The organism is Micromonospora sp. NPDC000663 (assembly GCF_042898105.1).
Taxonomy (GTDB): Bacteria; Actinomycetota; Actinomycetes; order Mycobacteriales; family Micromonosporaceae; genus Micromonospora.
The window spans coordinates 103,499-127,258 of the sequence record NZ_JBIAYR010000013.1; the positions used below are offsets into that span (position 1 = coordinate 103,499).

Genomic DNA, 23,760 nt, shown 5'->3' on the forward strand with positions numbered 1-23,760 from the left:
ACGGTGGTCTGAAGTCATGCGAGTTTCTGTCAGTTGGCTGCGGGAGTACGTCGACCTCCCCGCCGACCTGCCCACCGGTGATCTGGAGCAGGCCCTTGTCGACCTCGGCATCGAGGTCGAGTCCGTGGTGGACCTGGCCGCGTCGGTCACCGGTCAGCTCGTCGTCGGCGAGGTGCGCGAGATCGAGGAGCTGACCGGCTTCAAGAAGCCGATCCGGTTCTGCCGGGTGGACGTGGGCGCCGCCAACGGCACAGGCGAGCCCCAGGAAATCGTCTGCGGGGCGCGCAACTTCGCCGTCGGTGACCGCGTGGTGGTGATCCTGCCCGGCGGTGTGCTGCCCGGCGGGTTCGCCATCGGCGCCCGCAAGACGTACGGGCACAACTCGGCGGGCATGATCTGCTCGGCGAAGGAGCTGGGCCTGGGCGACGACCACTCCGGCATCATCGTGCTGCCGCCGGACGTGGCCGCCAAGCCGGGCGACGACGCCCGCCCGGTCGTGGGCCTCGACGACGTCGTGCTCGAGCTGGAGATCACCCCGGACCGGGGGTACGCGCTGAGCCTGCGCGGCCTGGCCCGGGAGCTGTCGCACGCGTTCGACGTCCCGCTGCGCGACCCGGCCCTGACACCCGCCCCGGGTGGCACGCCGACGCCGGCGTACCCGGTGGAGGTCCGCGACACGGTCGGCTGCGACAGGTTCACGGCCCGCCTGGTGCGGGGCGTCGACCCGAACGCACCCACACCGTCGTGGATGGCCCAGCGACTCGTCACCGCCGGCATCCGCAGCATCTCGCTGCCTGTCGACATCACCAACTACGTGATGCTGGAGCTGGGTCAGCCCATGCACGCGTTCGACGCCGACCGGATCGTCGGGCCGCTCGTGGTCCGCCGCGCCGAGGCGGGGGAGAAGCTGACCACCCTGGACGGCGTCAACCGGGTGCTCGCCGCCGACGACATGGTCATCTGCGACGCTGGGCTGGACAACGCCCTCGCGGGCGAGGGCGCCGGCGTCCCGATCTCCCTCGCGGCGGTGATGGGCGGCGAGACAAGCGAGGTCGACACCGGAACCACCACCAACGTGCTCTTCGAGGCGGCGCACTGGGACCCGGCCATGGTCGGCCGGACCGCCCGCCGGCACAAGCTGTTCAGCGAGGCCGCGAAGCGCTGGGAGCGGGGCGTCGACCCGGCCGTGCCGCTTGTCGCGCTGGAGCGGGCCGTCGGGCTGCTCACCGAGCACGGCGGCGGCACCCCGAGCGCCGAGATCCTGGACATCGACCACGTCCGGCCGCGTACCCCGATCAGCCTGCCGGCGGACTTGCCCACCCGGCGGGTCGGCGTCGAGTACCCGCCGGCGCGGGTCGTCGCCCTGCTGGAACGGGTCGGCTGCACCGTCGCGCAGGGCACCGACCGGTTGTCCGAGGACCCGGGCGCGGTCGGCGTGGCCAGCGGCGCGGGGACGGCGCTCAGCGTCACCCCGCCGACCTGGCGACCCGACCTGACCGACCCGGCCGACCTGGTCGAGGAGGTCGTGCGCCTCGACGGGTACGACAAGGTGCCGTCGGTGCTGCCGACCGCACCCCCCGGTCGCGGCCTGACCCCCCGGCAGCGTCGCCGCCGGGCCGTCGCCGGGTCGCTTGCCGAGCGGGGGTACGTGGAGGTCCTCGCGCACCCGTTCGTGTCGCCGGAACTCGCCGACCAGCTCGGCCTGCCGGCCGACGATCCGCGCCGGCCCGCGGTGCGCCTGGCCAATCCGCTGTCCGAGGAGGAGCCGCTGCTGCGCACCACGCTGCTCGGCCCGCTGCTCGGCATCCTCAAGCGCAACCTCGGGCGGGGTCACCGCGACCTGGCCCTCTACGAGATCGGCGCGGTCTTTCACCCGCGTCTCGGCGCCGGCAGCCCGCCCGCGATGGGCGTGGACCGGCGGCCCACCGACGAGGAGTTCGCCGCGGCCGACGCGGTGGTGCCGGCGCAGCCGGTGCACGTAGCGGTGGTCCTCGCCGGGGACATCGACCCCGCCGGCTGGTGGGGCGCCGGTCGACCGGCGGGCTGGGCGGACGCCATCGAGGCGGCCCGTGACGTGCTGGCCGCCTCCGGGATCCCGGACGAGCGGGTCGAGGTGCGCGCGGCCGAGTACGCGCCGTGGCACCCCGGCCGCTGCGCCGAGCTGCGGGTCGACGACGCGGTCGTCGGGCACGCCGGTGAGCTGCACCCGGCAGTGGTGGCGGCGCTGGAGCTGCCCCGGCGCACCTGCGCCATGGAACTGGACCTCGATGCGCTGCCGCCGACCCCGGTAACGCCCGCGCCGACGGTGTCCGGCTTCCCGCCGGCCCTGATCGACGTGGCCCTGGTGGTGGACGACTCGGTGCCGGCCGAGCAGGTACGCCGCGCGCTGGAGGCAGGCGCCGGCGAGCTGCTGGAGGACGTGCGGCTCTTCGACGTGTACTCCGGCGCGCAGCTCGGCGAGGGCCGCCGGTCACTGGCGTACAAGCTGACCTTCCGGGCTCCGGACCGGACGCTGACCGTCGAGGAGGCCGTGGCGGCCCGGGACGCGGCGGTGGCCGTCGCGGCCGAGCGCTTCGGCGCGACCCTGCGCGGCGCCTGACGCGGACTGACGGGGCCCCTTCCGTCGACTCAGGAAGGGGCCCCGTCAGTCGTCGCTGGATTCCAGATTGCCTAGCCTGCGCAGGCTCGGCAGATCGCGGACGGTGATCCGGCGGTAATCGGTGTCGACCAGACCGTCTGTCCGTAGCTCCCGCAGCGCTTTCTGAATGGATGTTTCAGAAGCGCCGCAGATGGTGGCGAGGTCGGGCTGCGTGAGTCGAACGTCGATGATGACGCCGTCCAGGCCCTGCCGACCGTGGGTACGGCAGAGTTCGGCGATCACGCGGGCAACACGCAGTTTTACCGGGTACGAGGTGAAGTCGATCCGGCGTCGATTGGACCAGCGCAGACGGTCGGACACCATCGCGGCGAGTTCGAGGGCGGCGTCGGGATGGTCCTTGAGGAACCGCTTGAACCGGTCCGGCTGGATGACGCTGTACTTCGCCGGTCCGCACGTCGTGACGGTGGCGGATCGGGGTTCGTTGTTCAGCGCGGACATTTCGCCCACGAGATCGCCACCCACCCGGAGGGACAGCAGAGCGGAACGACCGTCCGGCAGGGACGCGGTCACCTTCGTCAGGCCCTCTTCGAGGAGTACGAGGTGAGATTCCCGTATGCCCTCGTGGATCACGATCTGTCCGGCGGGTACCTGACGACGAACGCCCAGGCCCAGTAGCGTCATCCGAACTGGTGGCGTGAGTCGTTGCAGGAACGTGCCGTAGGGCCATTCGCCGCCGGACGGCTCGGGTGGTCGTCGCATCCGCGGCCTCCTTCCCCAGGGACAGCTGCCGAAGCGTAGCCGTTTCTGTGCGTAGCGCGATGCCCCTGTTTCGGCGACCACCTCGATCAGCAGCCGAACGACTATGAACGCCAGCACCACCATCGGTGACCATTCGAGGGTGAGCAGCAGCTCCACCAGATCCATCCTCATGCGACAAGGACACCGCCGGGCCGCGTCGCTGACTCCCCAGCAGGACGGGATGACTGATTCTCAACTTTCGGCGGTGATGCCGTACTTCTACGGGATCCCGATCAGCCCGCGCCGGTTCGATGGCTCCTGCGGTGCTCGCCCGCTGGGTGAGCCGGGTGGAGAGGGGCGGGAGCTTGATGCAACATCCCGAACGGCGACTGTTGATATCGGTGGACATGGAGAGGTACAGCCGACGGAGCAACCTGCAGCAGTACGAGGCACAGCGGTATTTCCGAGAGTTGCTGCACGAGGCCGCTGGAGCCGTCGGCCTGGACCGCGTGGCCTGGACGACTCAGCAGGCGGGCGACGGCGAACTGGCGGTCGTGCCGCGCGAGGTGTCCGAGTCCCGTGTCATCGGTCGCTTCGTGCCGGAGCTGAACCGGCGGCTGCGCAACCACAACAGCAGCCGCCTCCCGGCCGCCCGGATCCGGCTGAGGGTGGCGGTGCACCAGGGGCTGGTGCACCTCGACGGTGCGAACGGCTTTCCGGGCAACGCCGTCGTCTTCGTCTGCCGGCTGTGCGAGGCCGAGCCCGTCAAGAAGGCGTTGGCCAATTTTCCCGACGCTGGCGTGGCACTCGTCGTCTCGACCGAGATCTTCCGGGACGTGGTCACCGAGTACCCGGAGGAGATGCGGCCAGAGCGTTTCGTGCGGATCGAGGTGGCCCACCCGGACAAGGAATTTCGCGAGTACGCCTGGCTCTGTGTGGTGGACGAGGATCTCACCGCCGTCGCAGTCCAGGGCGTCTCGCAGGCCTCCGGAAATGCTCCTGACCAGGCTGCGGAGAAGCTGGTGGACGCCGCCACGGAGGGGAAGCCGGCGGACAGCGCGGCGGAGCACGGTGGAATTCGTACCGGCGACATCCGCGTCAAGGGGCAGAACGCGATCGGCCCGGGTGCGACGGCGATCGGCTCGGTCGGCCGTGACGCGAACGTCGGCACGAGGAGAGGCAACCGCCGATGAGCGGTCGCTACGCCCCGGTCTCCGCCGACAGCGAGCGGGACCTGGCCGATCTCTGGCACGACGTGCTGGAGGAGGCCTCTGGCGATGACCTGCACGGCGACGTCGACGATCGTGCGGTTCGCGGACCCCGGGACGGATCACCTGCAGCCGTGGAGTCCTTCGATGGCCCCGATGAGCCGACCTCTGCCGCGGAGCCGGACGCGGAGCCGCCGGAGGAAGACGAGCCGGACGACCTCCTGGACCCTGGGGATGTGCTGCGCAGGCTCGCCGGCCTGCTGGGCGGCTCGACGATCGACGTCGGCGACGTTCGGGTCCAGGGGCAGAACGCCACAGGTCCTGGCGCTGTCGCCATCGGAACTGTCAATGTCACCGCCGGGCGATCCGACGGCGCCGGGCGCGTCTGGTTCGAGACCCTCGTCGAGGCCAGCGTCCGTGAGACCGCGAGCGGGTACGCGTACGCGCCGAGCGACCAACGTCTCGACCACCATCTCCAGCATCATCATCTGCTCTGCCTCTCCGGTCCGGCCGGGAGTGGACGGTTCAGCTCGGCCACCCTGGCGGTGGCCCGCAGACACGGGTACGAGCGGGTCCGCGTCCTCGGTGTCGACCAGTTGGCCGATCTGCTCGGCGCGGATGCGCCGCTACCCGCTGGGCACGGCTACGTGCTCCGGCTGAACGAGGTCGCTCTTCGCGAGGTCGACGGGTTCACACTTGTCGCGCTGGCCGCCAGGGCCGAGACCTCCGACACGACGCTGATCCTGATCGGGGACTTCTCCCGGCGGAAGCACGACCTTGTGGGCCACGTCGTGGAACACCGCTCCGCTCCGGCGGTCGAGGTGTTTCGGGCGCAGCTTCGCCAACAGCTCAGAGGGCAGTGCGTCGGATGGTGCATGGGCACGTGCGACGGGCGTTGCGTGGATCGCTACGTGGATGCGGACTGCGTCGGGCATCCACTGCTGTCGGCCTACCTGGCCAGTGAACCCCGACCCGGCGAAGTCGTCGCGATCGTCGCGACGATCGCGCGGACGGTCCCCAAGGGCAGCGCTCTGGCTGAACGGCTGGAGCAGTTTCTGCCGCTCCAACTACGGGAGCGCGCGGCCGAGATCCTCGACGTGCGACGCGGAGGCGAGGAGGTCGACGCGTTCCCTCACGATGAGGTGCGGGCCTTCCGCCTCTCGTGCGCCATTCTTGCCGGACAGCCCGTGACCGAGATACACCAGGCAGCTCAACGTCTTGCCCGGTTCGACTTCCAGGAACCCGCATCGAGCAGCGCCACTTTCCGGGGTTCGGTGCTCGACGCACTGCTGGGGTCGACACTGGGTCAAGCCGTCACCCGGGTGAACGACGCGCGCGTGCCGGGCGGCTGCCGGATCGAATTCTCGGCCGGCGCCGAGCCGCTCCGCTCGGCGTTGCTGGACGTCGCGTGGACGGAATGGTGGTCGCCCAAGCATCTGCTCGACTGGTTGGCGGACCTCATCCGCGGGGACCTCCCGGCGGTCCGACAGGCCGCGGCCGGCGCCATCGGCTGGTCGGCGACACGCGACGTGCAGTCAGCCCTCGACACCGTGGGGGAACTGGCCCGGGAACGGCGGGCAGGGGTCCGGCAGGCTGCGGCGATCGTACTGGTCGCCATGGCGATGCAGCCTGCGTTGCGTACTCGGATTCGGACCGAACTCGGCCAGTGGGCTGCCGGTTCGGCGGCTCACCTACGGGACACCGTGGCGCGTGCCTACAGCCTCGGCCTGGCCCAACTCTGGCCGGAGGCGGCGTTGGTTCAGTTGCGCCAGGTGGCGCAGGCCCGGATGCAGCGGTGGAACAACTCCGTCGTCCGTGGGCTGGTCGAGGTGTACCGCAACGGTCACGCGGCGAGCGTCGTGCCGACGCTCGTGGACTGGACGGTGTCCGTCGACCCCGAGGTGCAGCTCCACGCCGCGAGGACCCTTCGGGTGCTCGCCGACCGCTGGGCAGAACCGCCCAGGGAGCACTGGCCGGAACTGCTGCACCTGGTGCATCAGGGAACGATCGAACTGGCCGACTTGGCCATCCTCTGGGCGACGGCCCTCAGCCTGCCGAAAACGGCGTACCGATCGTGGCGAACTCTCGGCTTCTGGTTGGACCGGGCGGACCAGCAGCCAGCCGTCGCCAGCTACTGCCTTCAACTCGTGAGGCACGTCATCGCTGGACAGCCTGCGCTGCGTCATCGCCTGGACCACCAGCTTCGTCACGTGTGGCGTCCCGTGATGCCCCACAACGACCTGCTCGACGACGTACGACGACTGATCGATGAGGAGACGCGATGACCATGGGCCCCGCCGGTGGTCCCGGCACGAGAACACCCATACCTGGGCAGGTGGAGCGCCGTCGTTGGTGGCATGCGATTTTCCCACCCGCAGAGCTTCCGCTACCTCCCGCCCCGCCACCGCCGGTCGTCCCCGCCGCGGTGACCTTCCGTCAGGACGTCCCGGCGCCGATCCTGGTGCCGGCGAAGGGGGACGCGTTCGACTTCCGCCTGCACGTCGTCTACAACTGGACCGCGCAGAACATGATCTACGAGGAGCTACGGCTCCGCGCCGAGCGCTATCTCGGGTGGGCCGGCGGGATCGTCCGGGAGCGGGCAGTGGACCTGGCCCGTGAACACGAACCGCACCGCTCGCACGACCTCGAACGTGCGCTGAACAACCGCCTCGGCGGTCAACGGTGGCCGCGCGAGGGTGCACTGCCGCACTTCAGCGTGCTCATCCGCGTCAGCCCCGACGAGCGTGTCCGGGAGCGGCTCCGGCCGTACTGGGAGGATCGCATCAGGCTTGAGTGTGATCACGAGTTGCAGAAGATCAGGGCGACCCAGGCGGATGAGCTGACCCGCCGTTGGTGCGCGGTGCTGCAGAATCTCGAGGACGATCCGGTCACCTCGCATGCCGCGCGGTTGACCGGCGAGCAGTTCGCCGAGGTGTTCCGTCGGTATGTGGAGGAACGTCGGGAAACGGTTCCCGATCTCGTGAAGCTCCTGCGCGAGGCCGTCCGGGGGCACGGTGATCTCGGTATGGGGCCCAGCGAGTACACGGAGGCATGGGACGCTGCCCTGCGGACGTACGAGCGACAGCACGGATTGTCCGAGCGGGTGAACTGACGATGGGATGTCCTCTGCCGGAGCGCTCCGGCAGAGGACACCCGAAACTTGGGAAGCGAAACTTGCGTTAATCACCATGCAGTAGTCTGTATTAACTTGCAGTGAATCACCGCTCTTGCTAGCCTGCTCTGCATAGTCATGCGGAGGTGGGTATGGGGATCCGAGTCGCGGTCGCCGGTGCGAGCGGGTACGCCGGGGGTGAGCTGCTGCGCCTGATCGCCGGGCACCCGGAGTTCGACCTGGTCGCCGCCACCGCACACAGCCAGGCCGGGCACCGCGTCGACGTCGTACACCCGCAGCTCACCGGGCTCGACCTGGTGCTCGGGGAGACCGACGCGGCGACCCTGGCCGACGCGGACCTGGTCTTCCTGGCCCTGCCGCACGGTGAGTCGGCGGCCCTCGCGGCCCACCTGCCATCCGAGGTGCGCGTCGTCGACCTCGGCGCCGACCACCGGTTGGCCGACCCGTACGCCTGGGCGCAGTACTACGGCGGCACGCACGCCGGGCAGTGGACCTACGGCCTGCCCGAGCTGCCCGGCCAACGGGAGCTGATCGCCGGCTCCACCCGGGTGGCGAACACGGGCTGCTACGCGGCGGCGATCACGCTGGCGCTCGCCCCGCTCATCGCGGACGGCGCGGCCAACCCGGCCGACGTGGTGGTGGTCGCCGCCTCCGGCACGTCGGGTGCGGGGCGAGCGGCGAAGCCGCACCTGCTGGCAAGCGAGGTGATGGGGGACCTGTCGCCGTACCGGGTCGGCACCCACCAGCACGTACCGGAGATCAAGCAGGCGTCCGGCGCGACCGGGCTGTCGTTCACGCCGGTCCTGGCACCGATGCCGCGCGGCATCCTGGCCACGGTCACGGCGGTGCCGGCGCGCGGCGTCGACCCGCAGGAGGTGCTGGCGCGGGCGTACGCCGACGCGCCGTTCGTGCACGTGTTGCCGGAGGGGCGCTGGCCGCACACGGCCGCCACGCTGGGCTCCAACTCGTGCCACCTCCAGGCGACCGTCGACGTCGACTCAGGCCGGCTGATCGTGGTCAGCGCCCTGGACAACCTGGGCAAGGGCGCGGCCGGCCAGGCCGTGCAGAACGCCAATCTCATGCTCGGCCTGCCGGAGACGACGGGCCTGTCGATCTGGGGAGTCGCACCATGAGCGTCACCACCCCTCGGGGGTTCCGGGCGGCCGGGGTGGCCGCCGGGTTGAAGGCCAGCGGCGGCGCGGACGTCGCTCTGGTGGTCAACGACGGCCCCGACGCCGGTGTGGCAGGTGTCTTCACCACCAACCGGGTCAAGGCGGCGCCGGTGCGCTGGAGCCAGCAGGTCGTCCAGGGTGGCGTGGTTCGGGCGGTGGTGCTCAACTCCGGCGGCGCCAACGCCTGCACCGGCCCGGCCGGTTTCCAGGACACGCACGCCACCGCCGAGCACACCGCCTCCGCGCTGAGCGCGGTCAGCCCGCGGCTGCTCCTCGGTGCCGGGGAGGTGGCGGTCTGCTCCACGGGCCTGATCGGTGAGCGGCTGCCGATGCCGAAGCTGCTGCCCGGTGTCCGTTCGGCGATCCGGGGGTTGTCCCGGGACGGCGGTCTGGCCGCCGCCGAGGCCATCATGACCACCGACACCCGGCCGAAGACCACTGTGGCCCGGGGTAGCGGCTGGACGGTCGGCGGGATGGCCAAGGGCTCCGGCATGCTCGCGCCGGGGATGGCCACCATGCTCTGCGTGCTCACCACGGACGCGGTGGCCGGGCCGGCCACGCTGGACGAGGCGTTGCGGGCGGCCACCCGGGTCACGTTCGACCGGGTCGACTCGGACGGCTGCATGTCCACGAACGACACGGTGCTGCTGCTGTCCAGTGGCGCGAGTGGCATCGAGCCGACGCCGGCCGAGCTGGCCGCCGCGGTCACCGCGGCCTGCCACGACCTGGCCCAGCAGCTCATCGCCGACGCGGAGGGCGCCACGAAGCAGGTCGCCATCGACGTGGTGGGCGCGGCGAGCGAGGACGACGCGGTCGAGGTGGGCCGGTCGGTGGCCCGCAGCAACCTGGTCAAGACCGCGCTGTTCGGCAACGACCCGAACTGGGGTCGGATCCTCGCCTCGGTCGGCACCACGGCCGCCGCCTTCGAGCCGGACGAGGTGGACGTGGCGGTCAACGGCGTCTGGCTGTGCCGGGGCGGTGCCGCCGCCGAGGACCGCTCGAAGGCCGACCTCACCGGGCGGGACGTGACCATCCGGATCGACCTGCACGCCGGTGACTCGACCGCGACGATCTGGACCAACGACCTGTCCCACGCGTACGTGCACGAGAATTCGGCGTACTCGACATGAGTCTCGGTGGTGACCTCACCCGGGCCCAGGTCAAGGCGGAGACGTTGATCGAGGCGCTGCCCTGGTTGGCGCGGTTCTCCGGTTCGACAGTGGTGGTGAAGTACGGCGGCAACGCCATGACCGACCCGGAGTTGCAGCGGGCGTTCGCCGCCGACATGGTCTTCCTGCGGTACGCGGGCCTGAAGCCGGTCGTGGTGCACGGCGGAGGGCCGCAGATCTCGGCCATGCTGGGCCGGCTCGGCATCGCCAGCGAGTTCCGTGGCGGCCTGCGGGTGACCACCGCGGAGGCGATGGACGTCGTCCGGATGGTGCTGGTCGGGCAGGTCGGCCGGGAGCTGGTCGGGCTGATCAACTCGCATGGTCCGTTCGCTGTCGGCCTCTCCGGCGAGGACGCCCGGCTGTTCACCGCGGTGCGCCGCCCGGCGTACGTGGACGGGCAGCCGGTGGACGTCGGCCAGGTCGGCGACGTCGAGTCGGTGGACGTGTCGGCGGTGACCGACCTGATCGACGCCGGCCGGATCCCGGTGATCTCGACTGTCGCGCCGGACGTGGACGGGGTGCTGCACAACCTCAACGCGGACACCGCCGCCGCCGCTCTGGCGATCGCGTTGCGGGCCCGCAAACTCGTCGTGCTCACCGACGTGGCAGGCCTGTACGCCGACTGGCCGGACACCACAAGCCTGGTCTCCGAGATCACCACGGACGACCTGGCGAAGCTGCTGCCCAGCCTCGAGTCGGGGATGGTTCCCAAGATGGAGGCCTGCCTGCGGGCGGTGCGCGGGGGAGTGCCCGCCGCGCACGTCGTCGATGGTCGGGTGGCGCACTCCACGTTGCTTGAGGTGTTCACCTCGGAAGGGTTCGGAACGATGGTGATCGGATCATGAGCGCCCTGGCGCAACGGTGGGGTCAGTCCATGATGGACAACTACGGTACGCCGCCGCTGACCCTGGCGTCCGGTTCCGGCGCGGTGGTGGTCGACGACGCCGGCCGGGAATACCTGGATCTCGTGGGCGGCATCGCGGTGAACTCGCTAGGCCACGCCCACCCGGCAGTGGTGGCCGCCGTGTCGAAGCAGGTCGCCACCCTCGGCCATGTCTCCAACCTCTACATCGCCGAACCCCCGGTCGCCCTGGCCGAGCTGCTGCTGGCCCTCGCCGGCCGGCCAGGCCGCGTCTTCTTCGCCAACTCCGGCGCGGAGGCGAACGAGGCGGCGTTCAAGCTGTCCCGGCGTACCGGGCGCAGCCACGTGGTCGCCACAGTGGGCGGGTTCCACGGCCGCACCATGGGCGCCCTCGCGCTGACCGGCCAGCCGGCCAAGGCCGACCCGTTCCGGCCGCTGCCCGGCGAGGTGACCCACGTCGGGTACGGCGACATCGCCGCGCTGGAGGCGGCGGTCACCGACGCGACCGCCATGGTGATCCTGGAGCCGATCCAGGGCGAGAACGGTGTGGTCGTCCCGCCGGCGGGTTACCTCGCGGCGGCACGGGAGATCACCGCCCGGCACGGCGCGCTGCTGGTGCTGGACGAGGTGCAGACCGGCATCGGCCGGACCGGGCACTGGTTCGCGCACCAGGCCGAGGGCGTGGAGCCGGACGTGGTCACGCTGGCCAAGGGCCTGGGCGGTGGGTTGCCCATCGGCGCCACGGTCGCCTTCGGCCGGGCCGCCGACCTGCTCACCCCGGGCTCGCACGGCACCACCTTCGGCGGCAACCCGGTCAGCTGCGCGGCGGCGCTCGCCGTGGTGGCGACGATCGCCAACGAGGGGCTGCTCGACCACGTCAAGCGCGTCGGCGAGCGGCTGCGCCGGGGCGTCGAGGCACTGGGACACCCACTGATCGACGGCGTACGCGGCGCCGGGCTCCTGCTGGGCGTGACGCTCACCGCGCCCGTGGCGACGGTCCTGGCCGAGGCACTGCGCGAGGCCGGTTTCCTGGTCAACCCGGTGCAGCCGGGTGTGCTCCGGCTCGCCCCGCCGTTGATCCTCACCGTCGACCAGGCGGACGCCTTCCTCGCCGCGCTCCCCGCGGCGCTCGACGTGACGGCCCCGGCCGCCGTCGGCACGAGCGGCCACCCGGCCCCGGCGACCTCCGGCACGGCACCCGAACCCTCCACCCAGCCCACCACGACGGGGACGATCGCATGATCCGGCACTTCCTGCGCGACGACGACCTCTCGCCCGACGAACAGTCGACGGTGCTCGACCTGGCGGCGCGGATGAAGGCCGACAGGTTCGGCCACCAGCCGCTGGCCGGCCCCCGCTCGGTGGCGGTGCTGTTCGACAAGCAGAGCCTGCGGACCCGGATCTCGTTCGACGCCGGCATCGCCGAGCTGGGCGGTCACCCGCTGGTCGTGGACACCCAGGTCACCCACTTCGGCCGGGGCGAGACCCTCGCGGACGCCGGACGGGTGCTGTCCCGTTACGTGGCGGCGATCGTGCTGCGCACCCACGGCGACGACCGGATCGCCGAGGTGGCGCAGGGCGCCACCGTGCCTGTGGTCAACGCGCTCACCGACGGTTTCCACCCCTGCCAACTGCTCGCCGACCTGCTCACCATCCGGGAGCGGTGCGGTGGCACGGCCGGGCGCACCCTCACCTACGTGGGCGACGGCGCGAACAACATGGCGCAGTCGTACCTGCTGGCCGGGGCGACGGCCGGGATGCACGTCCGCGTCGCCGGGCCGGACGGGTTCGCGCCGGACGAGGCGGTGGTCGACGCCGCGGCCCGGATCGCCGCCGGCACCGGCGGGTCGGTACGGGTCCTCACCGACCCGGCCCAGGCGGTCCGCGACGCCGACGTGCTGGCCACCGACACGTGGACGTCGATGGGGCAGGAGGCCGACGGTCTGGACCGGATCACCCCGTTCCTGCCGTACCAGGTCAACAAGGAGCTGCTCGGCCAGGCCGCGCCGGACGCGATAGTGCTGCACTGCCTGCCCGCGCACCGGGGCGAGGAGATCACCGACGAGGTGCTCGACGGGCCGCAGAGCGCGGTCTTCGACCAGGCGGAGAACCGGCTGCACGCCCAGAAGGCGCTGCTGACGTTCCTGCTCGCCGCCACCGGGACGACGCGATGACCGCCCCGTTGACCCGCGCCGCCCGGCACGCCCGGATCGTGGAGCTGATCCGGGACCGGGCCGTGCGTTCGCAGACCGAACTGGCCGACCTGCTCGCCGCCGACGGCGTCGGTGTCACCCAGGCCACCCTCTCGCGGGACCTGGAGGAGCTGGGCGCGGTCAAGGTACGCGGCGGCGACGGCCCGGCCGTCTACCTGATCCCCGAGGACGGCCACCGGCCCCTGCGCGACGCCGAGGCCGCACCGGCCCGGCTGGTGCGGCTGTTGCGCGAACTGCTCAACGGCGTCGACTCCAGCGGCAACATCGCCGTGCTGCGTACCCCGCCGGGCGCAGCCCAGTACCTGGCCAGCGCGTTGGACCGAGCGGGACTGCCCGAGGTCGTCGGCACCATCGCCGGCGACGACACCATTCTCGTGGTGGCCCGCGAGTCCGTCGGTGGGGCCGCGCTCGGCGACAAGCTTGCCGGCTGGGCCCGCCGGGAAGACACAGTCGAAGGGAACACCACACCATGACCGACCGGGTCGTCCTGGCGTACTCCGGAGGGTTGGACACCTCCGTCGCCATTCCCTACCTGGCCGAGCAGACCGGCGCCGAGGTGATCGCGGTGGCGGTCGACGTCGGGCAGGGCGGCGAGGACCTCGACGCCATCCGGCAGCGCGCCCTGGACTGCGGCGCCGCCGAGTCCGAGGTGGTGGACGCGCGCGACGAGTTCGCGGCCGACTACTGCCTGCCGGCGATCCGGGCCAACGCCCTCTACATGGACCGCTACCCCCTCGTCTCGGCGCTGTCCCGGCCGCTGATCGTCAAGCACCTGGTGGCGGCGGCGCGCAAGCACGGCGGCACGATCGTGTCGCACGGCTGCACCGGCAAGGGCAACGACCAGGTCCGGTTCGAGGTGGGCCTGAACGCCCTCGCCCCCGACCTGAGGATCATCGCGCCGGCCCGGGACTTCGCGTGGACGCGGGACAAGGCGATCGCCTTCGCCGAGGAGAAGGGCCTTCCGATCGACGTGTCGGCGAAGTCCCCGTACTCGATCGACCAGAACCTGTGGGGTCGCGCGGTGGAGACGGGATTCCTGGAGGACATCTGGAACGCCCCCGTCGAGGGCCTCTACTCGTACACGGCCGACCCGTCCGAGCCCCGCGACGCCGACGAGATCGTGATCACCTTCGACGGTGGCGTGCCGGTGGCGATCGACGGTGAGACGGTCACCCCGTACCAGGCGATCCTGGAGCTGAACCGGCGCGCCGGCGCGCAGGGCGTCGGCCGGCTCGACATGGTCGAGGACCGCCTCGTCGGCATCAAGAGCCGCGAGGTGTACGAAGCACCCGGCGCGATCGCGCTGATCACCGCCCACCAGGAGCTGGAGGCGGTGACAGTGGAGCGGGACCTGGCCCGGTTCAAGAAGAGCGTCGACCAGCGCTGGGGCGAGCTGGTGTACGACGGTCTGTGGTTCTCGCCGCTGAAGGACTCGCTCGACGCGTTCATCGACGACGCGCAGCGGCACGTCAGCGGTGAGGTACGGATGGTCCTGCACGGCGGACGCGCCACTGTCACCGGCCGGCGCTCCGAGGCGAGCCTGTACGACTTCGGCATGGCCACCTACGACACCGGCGACACCTTCGACCAGTCCCTGGCGAAGGGTTTCGTGCAACTGTGGGGCCTGCCGAGTCGGATGGCCGCCGCACGGGACTCCCGGCTGGGTGGCTGACGAGCATGGGGACAACAATGGGCGGCGTGGACGACAAGAGCCTCACCGAGAACAGCGCCGGCACGAACCGGACGAGCCTGTGGGGTGGCCGGTTCGCCGGCGGCCCCGCCGAGGCGCTCGCCCGACTGTCGGTGAGCGTGCAGTTCGACTGGCGCCTGGCCCCGTACGACATCGCCGGTTCCCGGGCGCACGCCCGGGTCCTCGCCGGCGCCGGCCTCCTCGACCCCGAGGAGCTGGGCCGGATCCTGGCGGCCCTGGACGACCTGGAGGCCGCCTGCGCCTCCGGGGCGTTCCGCCCCACCATCGACGACGAGGACGTGCACACCGCGCTGGAGCGGGGCCTGCTGGAGCGCCTCGGCAGCCTCGGCGGCAAGCTACGCGCCGGCCGGTCCCGCAACGACCAGGTCGCCACGGACCTGCGGCTCTACCTGCGTGACCACGCCCGGGGCGTGGCCAGCCGCCTGGTCGAGCTGGCCGAGGCGCTGGTCGAGCAGGCCGAGCGGCACGTCGACACCGCCGCGCCCGGCATGACGCACCTGCAGCACGCCCAGCCGGTCACGTTCGGGCACTGGCTGCTGGCCCACGTGCAGCCGTTGCTGCGGGACCTGGAACGGCTGCGCGACTGGGACCACCGGGCGGCGATCAGCCCGCTCGGCGCGGGTGCGCTTGCCGGTTCCGGTCTTCCCCTGGACCCGGTGGCAGTGGCCAAGGAGCTGGGTTTCCGCACCTCGTTCGCCAACTCGATGGACGCGGTGGCGGACCGGGACTTCGTCGCCGAGTTCCTCTTCACCACCGCCCTGATCGGCGTGCACCTGTCCCGCCTCGGCGAGGAGGTGGTGCTCTGGACCTCGCACGAGTTCGGTTGGGTGGAGCTTGACGACGCGTTCGCCACCGGCTCGTCGATCATGCCGCAGAAGAAGAACGCGGACATCGCCGAGCTGGCCCGGGGCAAATCCGGCCGGCTCGTCGGCGGCCTGATGACGGTGCTGACCATGCTCAAGGGTCTGCCGATGACGTACGACCGGGACATGCAGGAGGACAAGGAGCCGGCCTTCGACGCGGTCGACACCCTGGAACTGCTGCTGCCGGCCCTCGCGGGCATGATCTCCACGATGACGGTCCGGGTGGACCGCCTCGTCGCCGCCGCGCCTGTGGGCTTCTCCCTCGCCACCGAGGTCGCCGACTGGCTGGTCCGGCGCAACGTGCCGTTCCGCGACGCGCACGAGATCACCGGCCGGCTGGTGGCGTTGTGCGCGGCCCGGGAGTGTGAGCTGGAGGACGTCTCCGACGAGGACCTGGCCGCGGTCAGTGAGCACCTCGACCCGTCGGTGCGGGACGTGCTGTCGGTGCGTTCGGCGCTCGCGGCCCGGACGACGCCCGGCTCGACCGGCCCGGGCCCGGTCGCCGACCAGCTCGCCGCCGCCGCGGACCGCCTCGTCGGCTGGCGGGAGTGGGCCACCGAGCGGGTCGTCCCCCGCTGATCTCACCGTGGCGCCGGCGCGTGTCGCCGGCGCCACGGTCGGTTCAGGCCGTCGGACGCTCCCGCTTGGGGAGCTTGGCCACCACCATGTCGTACGACGCGTCGACCGCCTCGGTCAGCTCGTCGGGGTCGATGCCACCGTCGAGGCTCAGCGTGTTCCATCCCGACCGGCCGATGTAGGCCATCGGGCGGGCGTCGCCGGGATGGCGGTGCAGCCACTCGTCGGCGATCTCGCGGGTCGCGCCGCACTTGATGCCGACAGTGGGCTTCCCGTCGCCGTTGCCGAGGAACGCGAAGATCCGCCCGCCGACCTTCACCACCTCGTCGTTCTCCCATGGCCGGTCCAGCCATGCTCCCGGTTTGGCCAGGCAGTACGCCAGCATCTCCGCGCGGTCCATGGGGCCTCCTCGTCGTGCGCACAGTCTGCCCGTCCGGGCGTCCACAGGCACGCGGCGTGCCGGCTGGCCCGGGGCGTCCCGGTCAGCCCGCCTGCTCGGACGAGCGTGCGGCCACCCGCTCGTAGCGCTGGCGGGCCGCCTGCGCGCTGCCCAGACCCAGTCCGTACGCGATGGCCTGCCAGGTCAGCCCCCGGTCGCGGGCCAGCGTCAACAGCCCCGCCTCCAGGGCGTCCAACTCGGCGCGGACGTACGGCAGGAGGGTCAGCGCGGCGGTCAGGTCGGCCGCGTCGACCGGTTCTTCGGTGGGTTCCCGTTCGGCACCGCCGGCGGCGAGGGCGGTGACCAGGGCGACGGCCTCCCACGGGTCGAGCACGTAGGGGTGGGCCCAGCGTCCCCGCCGGGCTACCGAGCCGGCGTGCCGGTCGCTGATCCGTTGCAGCGCCTCATGGGTGCGGTGGGCGCGGGCCCGGGCCGGATCGGGTGCGGTGAACAGGTCCTCGGTCGTCATGCCCCGAGCACACACCATGAACGCAGTGTTGTCAACAGATTGTTGAAGCCTGGCGGCGCGGCGTGCCGCGCCGCCAGGGCGTCATGTCAACGCGCCAGGTCGAACCGGTGCTCGTCGATGAAGGCGTTGCAGGTCGGGCCCGGGTCGCAGGAGTTCGCGCTGACCACGCCGAACGCGACGCCCTGTGCGAACGGACGCTCGACCGGGATCACCGCGATCCGCACCTCCTGGGTGGTCGCGGCGCAGGTGACCCGGCGAACGGTCGTGCCGGCGCGCATAGTCTGGCCGACCGCCTGCGCGACCTTGACCGTGACGTCGAACTCGGTGGCCTTCGAGCAGGTCACGGTGACCGGCACGAACACCGCCGCGCCGTTCGCGTCGAGCTTGCCCGTGCTGCCGAGCGTGAGGGCGGTCAGCGCGCTGTCGTCGGCCTGCGCCGCGGCCCGCAGCGGGACGCTCGCGCTGGCGGACGGGGTGAAGGCCAGGGTCGCGGCGGCCGCGACCAGGCCGGTGGCGAGCAGTGACCGCCGGATGCTCCGTACCGTCATGGTGACTTCCTCTCGGTGCGGTCGTCGCCCCCTGCGACGACACGCCTCACACACCCCTGGACCCCCGCCCGGGTTCCGCCGCAGGCCCGGATGACGGATGTGTGACAGGAGCCTTGTCGGTCCGGCTCAGGAGGTCGGCCGGGCTTCCGGTGCGGCGGGATGGGTACCGTCGTGCCATGGACCTGTCGCCCGGTGACCACGCCACCGACGCCGACCGGGCGGCGCTGGCGGACCTGCTCGCCGGCCCTCTGCTGCCGGCGGCGCGCGGGCTGCTGGGCTGCCTGCTGCACGCAGGCGGTGTCACTGTCCGGATCACCGAGGTCGAGGCGTACGCCGGCACGGCAGGTGACCCGGCCTCGCACGCCCACCGGGGCCGCACCCCGCGCAACGCGGTGATGTTCGGTCCCGCCGGGCACGCCTACGTCTACTTCACCTACGGGATGCACTGGTGCATGAACGTGGTGACCGGTGTCGAAGCGGAGGCCTCCGCCGTGCTGCTGCGCGCCGGCGAGGTGGTCGACGGGCTGGCCGCGGCACGGGAGCGTCGGCCGGCCATCCGGCGGGACGTGGACCTGGCCCGGGGACCGGCCCGGCTCTGCGCGACGCTTGGCATCGACCGATCGGCGTACGGCGGGTATCTGCTCGGCGACGGACCGGTCCGGTTGCGGCCACCGGCACGGCGGGTGCTGCCGGAGGCGGTGGTCGCCGGCCCGCGGGTCGGTGTGACAGGCGCGCACGACCTGCCGTGGCGGTTCTGGCTGGACGGTGACCCGACGGTCAGCGCCTACCGGCGGCATGTGCCCCGCAGCCGGCGCTGACACCCGGATGTGGCGTTCCCCGAAGTGTCGGGGGATGTGGCCATAATCACCCGGACCTGCTCACGGACGGTTCGGAGGACGTCATGGCAACACTGCTCGCGATCGGCACCGCCAAGGGTCTGTTCCTCGCCATCAGCGCCGACGACCGGCGCAGCTGGGAGATAAGCGGCCCGCGCTTTCCGATGACCGGGGTGTACGCGGTGGCTGTCGACACCCGTCGCGCCACGCCGCGTCTGCTCGCCGGGATGACCAGCTCGCACTTCGGGCCCAGCGTCGCCACCAGCGACGATCTCGGCGGTTCCTGGGACGAGCCCGACCACGCGCCTGTCGGGTTCCCGGCCGACACGGGCGTCTCGCTCGGTCGGGTCTGGCAGTTGACGCCGGCCGGCCCCGACGAGCCGGACGTGGTCTGGGCCGGCACCGAGCCGTCGGCCCTGTTCCGTTCCGCCGACGGTGGTCGCAGCTTCGAGCTCGTCCGCTCCCTCTGGGATCATCCGCACCGGCCGGAGTGGGGGGCGGGGTTCGGTGGCCAGGCCGTGCACACGGTGCTGCCGCACCCCCGTGACCCGGCTCGGCTGCTGGTCGCGATGTCCACCGGCGGCGTCTACCGCTCGCAGGACGCGGGGGCGAGCTGGTCGCCGGGCAACACGGGCATCCGCGCCTCCTTCCTGCCCGACGAGTGGCCGGAGTTCGGCCAGTGCGTGCACAAGGTGGCTCGTGACTCCGGCAACCCCGAGCGGCTGTACGCGCAGAACCACCACGGCGTCTACCGCTCCGACGACGACGGCCGCACCTGGGCCTCGATCGCCGGCGGGCTGCCCAGCGACTTCGGCTTCCCGATGGTGTCGCACCCGTCGCGGCCCGACACCGTGTGGACGTTTCCGCTGGTGGCCGACGGTGAGCGCTTCCCCGTCGACAATCGCTGCCGGGTGTTCCGCTCGACCGACGCCGGCGCCGGGTGGGAGCCGCTGTCGGTGGGTCTGCCGGAGGGCCCGTTCTATCCGGCGGTGCTGCGCGACGCGATGTGCGCCGATGACGCGACACCGGGTGGGGTCTACTTCGGCACCCGTTCGGGCGAGGTCTACGCGAGCCGCGACGAGGGCGACTCCTGGTCGCTGGTGGCCGCGCACCTGCCCGACGTGCTCTGCCTCCGCGCCGCGGCGGTCTGAGGTGGTCACCGTGCTGCTGCCCGGCCCGCTGCGCGGCGAGGCCGGTGGCGCCAGCAGGCTCACCGTCTCTGCCGGCGGCACGCTGCGGGCGGTGCTCGACGAGCTGGCCGTCGCGCATCCGCGACTGGCCCGGCGGCTCCGCGACGAGAGCGGCGAGCTGCGCCGGTACGTCAACGTCTACGTCGACGGCGAGGACTGCCGGCACTCGGGCGGGCTGGCCACCCCGGTCGGCGACGGGGCCGAGGTGCGGGTGCTGCCCTCGGTGGCCGGCGGCTGAAGCCGAACGTCCGGGTATGTCCCGTTCCCCTGCGTGACCCGCGCCACCCGGAGATAGGCCGCCCACGGAATAGTTGCGTCGTCAAATAAGTTGTGAGCTGCGTCCGGGTACCACGACGGACCCGGTAGACACGCGAGGAGCTGGTCATGCAGTTCGGAGTCTTCACCGTCGGCGACGTCACGGTCGACCCGACCACCGGTCGGGAGCCGACCGAGCATGAGCGCATCAAGGCGATGGTCGCCATCGCGTTGAAGGCCGAGGAGGTCGGCCTGGACGTCTTCGCCGCGGGCGAGCACCACAATCCGCCGTTCGTGCCCTCGTCGCCGACCACCATGCTCGGTCACATCGCGGCGCGCACCGAGCGGCTGCTGCTGTCCACCGCGACCACGCTGATCACCACCAACGACCCGGTGAAGATCGCCGAGGACTACGCGATGCTCCAGCACCTGTCCGACGGCCGGGTGGACCTGATGATGGGCCGGGGCAACACCGGGCCGGTGTACCCGTGGTTCGGCAAGGACATCCGCGCCGGCATCCCCCTCGCCATCGAGAACTACGACCTGCTGCACCGGCTGTGGCGCGAGGACGTGGTCGACTGGAAGGGCAAGTACCGCACCCCGTTGCAGTCCTTCACCTCGACGCCGCGCCCGCTCGACGGGGTGCCCCCGTTCGTCTGGCACGGCTCGATCCGCAGCCCGGAGATCGCCGAGCAGGCCGCCTACTACGGCGACGGCTTCTTCGCCAACCACATCTTCTGGCCCAAGGAGCACACCCAGCGGATGGTCGGGCTCTACCGCGAGCGGTACGCCCACTACGGCCACGGCACCGCCGACCAGGCCATCGTCGGCCTCGGTGGGCAGGTGTTCATGCGGCGCAACTCGCAGGACGCGGTCCGGGAGTTCCGGCCGTACTTCGACAACGCCCCGGTCTACGGGCACGGGCCGTCGCTGGAGGACTTCACCAGGGAGACCCCGCTGACCGTGGGCAGCCCGCAGCAGGTCATCGACCGCACGCTGGGCTTCCGCGAGTACGTCGGTGACTACCAGCGCCAGCTGTTCCTGATGGACCACGCGGGGCTGCCCCTGAAGACGGTGCTGGAGCAGCTCGACCTGCTCGGCGAGGAGGTCGTGCCGGTGCTGCGCAAGGAGTTCGAGGCGCTGCGCCCGGCGCACGTGCCCCAGGCGCCGACCCACGCCTCGCTGGTCGCCGCCGCCGGCGGTGGCAAGGACAGCACCGTGCACGCGGTGGACGACGTGACGGGCAAGGCACCGGAGGGGGCGACCCGATGACCCGCCGCACCCTGGCCGTGGTCTCGGCGGGGCTGAGTCAGCCCTCGTCGACCCGGCTGCTCGCCGACCAGCTCGCTGGGGCGACCCGTGACGAGCTGGTCCGGCGCGGCCACGAGGCCGATCTGCGCGTCGTCGACCTGCGGGAGTACGCCCACGACGTGGTGAACAACATGCTCACCGGGTTCCCGCCGACCGCGCTGCGCGAGGCCATCGACGCGGTGACCGGGGCGGACGGGATCATCGCCGTCACTCCGATCTTCAGTGCCTCGTACAACGGTCTGTTCAAGTCCTTCTTCGACGTGCTCGACGCGGGGTCGCTCGTCGACCGGCCGGTGCTGATCGGGGCGACCGGCGGCACCGCCCGGCACTCGCTGGCGCTGGAGCACGCCGTCCGCCCGATGTTCAGCTACCTGCGGGCGGTGGTGGTCCCCACCGCGGTCTTCGCCGCGCCTGAGGACTGGTCCGACGGCACCGCGGACGGCGCGCTGCGTGGCCGCATCCGGCGTGCCGCGGGGGAGCTGGCCGACCAGATCGAGCGTCGGCCGCCGGCCAGTGGCCCCGCCGACCCGTTCGCCCTCACCACCGACTTCCTCCAGATGCTCGGCAGGGGCGGCGACACCGCTGTCAGCTGACCGGATGGGCGACCAGCACCGGGCAGTGCGCGTGCTGGATCGCCGCCTGACTGACCGATCCGAGCAGCAGACCGGCGAATCCGGACCGGCCCCGGGTGCCCACGACCAGCAGCGACGCCGTGCCGCTGGCCTCGATGAGCCCCTGGGCCGCGCCGGCCGCCCGGACCGGATGCTCCCGCACCACGAGGTCGGGATGCTCGGCCCGGACGGCGGCGGACGCGTCGGCGAGCAGTCGCACCGACTCGGCCTGGTACGCGGCCTGCGACTCCTCGATCTCCTCAGGTATCGGCCGGTCGCCGTCCGGCGGCGGGCTGATGTGCGTGAGCACCAGCGGCACGGTGCGCAGCGAGGCCTCGTACGCGCCGAGGCGCACGGCCAGCCCCGACGACTCGGACCCGTCCACGCCGACGAGCACCGGCGCGTCCACCGGGATCGGCTGTTCGTCCGGGCGGACCACGAGCACCGGGCAGTGCGCGTGCGCGGCGACCTGTGCGCCCACCGAGCCGAGCAGCAACCCGGTGAACCCGCCCAGCCCGCGGCTGCCCACGACGACGAGCTCGGCCCGACGGGACTCCTCGACAATCGTGGCGCCGGGGCCCCCGGCGACCTGGCTCACCTCGACGGTGAGGCCGGGCCAGCGGTCGGTGAGGTCGGCCGCCGTCCGTTCCAGCATCTCCTGCGCCTCCCCGGAGGGCGCCGGCACACCGAGGTCGTACGGGTTGAGCGGCACGCCGTAGCCGAGCGGATGCAGGTAGCCGTGCACCAGCCGTAACGGGCGGGACCGGAGCAGGGCGGCGCGGGCCGCGTGCTCGGCGGCGACGAGGCTGGACGGTGATCCGTCCACACCCACCACGACAGGTCGGTTCATCGGCACTCCCTGGGTCGGTCAGGCCATTGTCGGCGCACCCACGGCGCGACGTCGGCATTTGCCGGTACGCGCCGCCGCCGGACGCGGCACCCCGCGCCCGGGCGGACGGGGTGTCAGCCTTCTCGATCCTCGCGGTTCCGGACGACCACCACGGGGCTGTGCGCGTGGTGCAGGACCGCGTGGCTCACCGAGCCGAGCAGCATGCCGGCCAGCGCGCCCCGGCCGCGTGCCCCGACCACTGTGAGCTGTGCCGTGGCCGACTCCTGCACCAGCATCCGCGCCGGCGCGCCGTACGCCACGACGCGCCGTACCGGCACGTCGGGGTACCGCTGCGACCAACCGGCGACCGCCTGGGCGAGTTCCCGCTCCTCCTCGGCGACCAGCGCTTCGACGTCGTACCCGACAGGCAGGAGATCGGACGGCCCGACCGGGACGATCCAGGCGTGCAGGGCCACCAGGCCGGTGCCCCGCAGCGAGGCCTCCTCGAAGGCGAACCCCAGGGCCTCGGCGGACAGGGCCGACCCGTCGACTCCGACCAGGACCGGCCCGTCGGCGCGGGCCTCACCCTTGACGACGAGGACCGGGCAGTCGGCACGGGCGGAGACCTGCACCGCCACCGAGCCGATCAGCAGTCCGCCGAATCCGCCGAGGCCCCGACTGCCGAGCACCAGCAGCGCCGCGTTCCTGGCCTCGGCCAGCAGCACAGGGGTGGGGGCGCCCTCGACGACCGCGCCGGTGACGGCGAGATCCGGCGCGACCTTGCCGGCCTCGGTCACCGCGTCGGCGACCAGCTGGTCCGCCTGGCGCCGGAAGCCGGAGTCGGCGGGGGCGCCCGGCGCCGGCTCCACCGACACGCCGTAGAGCGCCCAGATGAACGCGTGCACGACCCGCAGCGGGCGACCCCGCGTCACGGCTTCCCGGGCGGCGACCCGCACCGCCTCCAGCGCCGATGTCGAACCGTCCACGGCCACCACCACGGGGGCACCAGATCTGATGGTCATTCCGTC

At 72.1% G+C, this 23,760-nt stretch carries 23 protein-coding genes; 17 read left to right on the forward strand and 6 right to left on the reverse strand.

Going from position 1 to position 23,760, the window contains the following annotated elements:
* Positions 1–16: 16 nt before the first annotated feature.
* Positions 17–2,599: a phenylalanine--tRNA ligase subunit beta gene (gene pheT / locus ACFY1S_RS27415; protein ID WP_387123519.1), complete on the forward strand. Its 2,583-nt coding sequence runs from the start codon at positions 17–19 to the stop codon at positions 2,597–2,599.
* 45 nt (positions 2,600–2,644) lie between these two features.
* Here the strand turns inward: pheT and ACFY1S_RS27420 are convergent, their stop codons facing one another.
* Positions 2,645–3,514 (reverse strand): Crp/Fnr family transcriptional regulator, encoded by an 870-nt coding sequence (locus ACFY1S_RS27420; protein ID WP_387123521.1) that lies wholly within the window; start codon positions 3,512–3,514, stop codon positions 2,645–2,647.
* Between the two features lie 230 nt (positions 3,515–3,744).
* Here ACFY1S_RS27420 and ACFY1S_RS27425 point away from each other — a divergent pair, with 230 nt between their 5' ends.
* The 11 genes from ACFY1S_RS27425 to argH all read left to right on the forward strand — a co-directional run bounded on the left by ACFY1S_RS27425 (position 3,745) and on the right by argH (position 16,247).
* The gene (locus ACFY1S_RS27425; RefSeq protein WP_387123523.1) at positions 3,745–4,530 is read left to right on the forward strand and encodes a hypothetical protein; all 786 of its coding nucleotides are present in this window, start codon (positions 3,745–3,747) and stop codon (positions 4,528–4,530) included.
* Complete coding sequence (locus ACFY1S_RS27430; RefSeq protein ID WP_387123525.1) at positions 4,527–6,830, forward strand: hypothetical protein; 2,304 nt, start codon at positions 4,527–4,529, stop codon at positions 6,828–6,830. Before ACFY1S_RS27425 ends, ACFY1S_RS27430 begins: the two co-directional genes overlap by 4 nt.
* A 140-nt stretch (positions 6,831–6,970) precedes the next feature.
* Positions 6,971–7,657 (forward strand): hypothetical protein, encoded by a 687-nt coding sequence (locus ACFY1S_RS27435; protein ID WP_387123527.1) that lies wholly within the window; start codon positions 6,971–6,973, stop codon positions 7,655–7,657.
* Between the two features lie 152 nt (positions 7,658–7,809).
* A complete protein-coding gene (argC, locus tag ACFY1S_RS27440) occupies positions 7,810–8,811 on the forward strand; it encodes an N-acetyl-gamma-glutamyl-phosphate reductase (protein WP_387123529.1) in 1,002 nt (333 codons plus the stop codon).
* A complete protein-coding gene (gene argJ / locus ACFY1S_RS27445) occupies positions 8,808–9,980 on the forward strand; it encodes a bifunctional glutamate N-acetyltransferase/amino-acid acetyltransferase ArgJ (protein ID WP_387123531.1) in 1,173 nt (390 codons plus the stop codon). Before argC ends, argJ begins: the two co-directional genes overlap by 4 nt.
* Positions 9,977–10,864: an acetylglutamate kinase gene (gene argB, locus ACFY1S_RS27450; RefSeq protein ID WP_387123533.1), complete on the forward strand. Its 888-nt coding sequence runs from the start codon at positions 9,977–9,979 to the stop codon at positions 10,862–10,864. Before argJ ends, argB begins: the two co-directional genes overlap by 4 nt.
* The gene (locus ACFY1S_RS27455; RefSeq protein ID WP_387123535.1) at positions 10,861–12,123 is read left to right on the forward strand and encodes an acetylornithine transaminase; all 1,263 of its coding nucleotides are present in this window, start codon (positions 10,861–10,863) and stop codon (positions 12,121–12,123) included. Before argB ends, ACFY1S_RS27455 begins: the two co-directional genes overlap by 4 nt.
* Positions 12,120–13,055, forward strand: coding sequence for an ornithine carbamoyltransferase (gene argF / locus ACFY1S_RS27460; protein WP_387123537.1), 936 nt, complete (start codon positions 12,120–12,122; stop codon positions 13,053–13,055). Before ACFY1S_RS27455 ends, argF begins: the two co-directional genes overlap by 4 nt.
* Complete coding sequence (locus ACFY1S_RS27465) at positions 13,052–13,567, forward strand: arginine repressor (protein WP_364370977.1); 516 nt, start codon at positions 13,052–13,054, stop codon at positions 13,565–13,567. Before argF ends, ACFY1S_RS27465 begins: the two co-directional genes overlap by 4 nt.
* The gene (locus ACFY1S_RS27470) at positions 13,564–14,766 is read left to right on the forward strand and encodes an argininosuccinate synthase (protein WP_387123539.1); all 1,203 of its coding nucleotides are present in this window, start codon (positions 13,564–13,566) and stop codon (positions 14,764–14,766) included. The genes ACFY1S_RS27465 and ACFY1S_RS27470 overlap by 4 nt, the downstream gene beginning before the upstream one ends.
* 17 nt (positions 14,767–14,783) lie before the next feature.
* Positions 14,784–16,247, forward strand: coding sequence for an argininosuccinate lyase (gene argH / locus ACFY1S_RS27475; protein ID WP_387123541.1), 1,464 nt, complete (start codon positions 14,784–14,786; stop codon positions 16,245–16,247).
* A 43-nt stretch (positions 16,248–16,290) separates the two neighbouring features.
* Here argH and ACFY1S_RS27480 read toward each other — a convergent pair whose 3' ends face one another.
* From ACFY1S_RS27480 to ACFY1S_RS27490, 3 genes are all read right to left on the reverse strand, one after another.
* Positions 16,291–16,644 carry an MmcQ/YjbR family DNA-binding protein gene (locus tag ACFY1S_RS27480; protein WP_387123543.1) on the reverse strand — a complete coding sequence of 118 codons (354 nt, stop codon included), beginning with the start codon at positions 16,642–16,644 and terminating at the stop codon, positions 16,291–16,293.
* Positions 16,645–16,726: 82 nt separating this feature from the next.
* Complete coding sequence (locus tag ACFY1S_RS27485) at positions 16,727–17,152, reverse strand: DNA-binding protein (RefSeq protein WP_387123545.1); 426 nt, start codon at positions 17,150–17,152, stop codon at positions 16,727–16,729.
* Positions 17,153–17,238: 86 nt separating this feature from the next.
* Entirely contained in the window at positions 17,239–17,700 is a 462-nt protein-coding gene (locus ACFY1S_RS27490; protein WP_387123547.1) for a hypothetical protein, read from the reverse strand.
* 176 nt (positions 17,701–17,876) lie between these two features.
* Here ACFY1S_RS27490 and ACFY1S_RS27495 point away from each other — a divergent pair, with 176 nt between their 5' ends.
* The 5 genes from ACFY1S_RS27495 to ACFY1S_RS27515 all read left to right on the forward strand — a co-directional run bounded on the left by ACFY1S_RS27495 (position 17,877) and on the right by ACFY1S_RS27515 (position 21,885).
* Entirely contained in the window at positions 17,877–18,518 is a 642-nt protein-coding gene (locus tag ACFY1S_RS27495) for a DNA-3-methyladenine glycosylase (RefSeq protein WP_387123549.1), read from the forward strand.
* 83 nt (positions 18,519–18,601) lie between these two features.
* Entirely contained in the window at positions 18,602–19,687 is a 1,086-nt protein-coding gene (locus ACFY1S_RS27500) for a WD40/YVTN/BNR-like repeat-containing protein (RefSeq protein WP_387123551.1), read from the forward strand.
* Between the two features lie 10 nt (positions 19,688–19,697).
* A complete protein-coding gene (locus ACFY1S_RS27505) occupies positions 19,698–19,964 on the forward strand; it encodes a ubiquitin-like small modifier protein 1 (RefSeq protein WP_387123553.1) in 267 nt (88 codons plus the stop codon).
* 146 nt (positions 19,965–20,110) lie between these two features.
* On the forward strand, positions 20,111–21,253 hold the full coding sequence (locus ACFY1S_RS27510) for an LLM class flavin-dependent oxidoreductase (RefSeq protein ID WP_387123555.1): 1,143 nt from the start codon (positions 20,111–20,113) through the stop codon (positions 21,251–21,253).
* On the forward strand, positions 21,250–21,885 hold the full coding sequence (locus tag ACFY1S_RS27515; protein WP_387123557.1) for an FMN reductase: 636 nt from the start codon (positions 21,250–21,252) through the stop codon (positions 21,883–21,885). The genes ACFY1S_RS27510 and ACFY1S_RS27515 overlap by 4 nt, the downstream gene beginning before the upstream one ends.
* Here the strand turns inward: ACFY1S_RS27515 and ACFY1S_RS27520 are convergent.
* Entirely contained in the window at positions 21,878–22,759 is an 882-nt protein-coding gene (locus tag ACFY1S_RS27520) for a universal stress protein (RefSeq protein ID WP_387123559.1), read from the reverse strand. The genes ACFY1S_RS27515 and ACFY1S_RS27520 overlap by 8 nt on opposite strands.
* A 107-nt stretch (positions 22,760–22,866) precedes the next feature.
* Positions 22,867–23,754, reverse strand: coding sequence for a universal stress protein (locus tag ACFY1S_RS27525; RefSeq protein WP_387123561.1), 888 nt, complete (start codon positions 23,752–23,754; stop codon positions 22,867–22,869).
* Positions 23,755–23,760 lie beyond the last annotated feature (6 nt).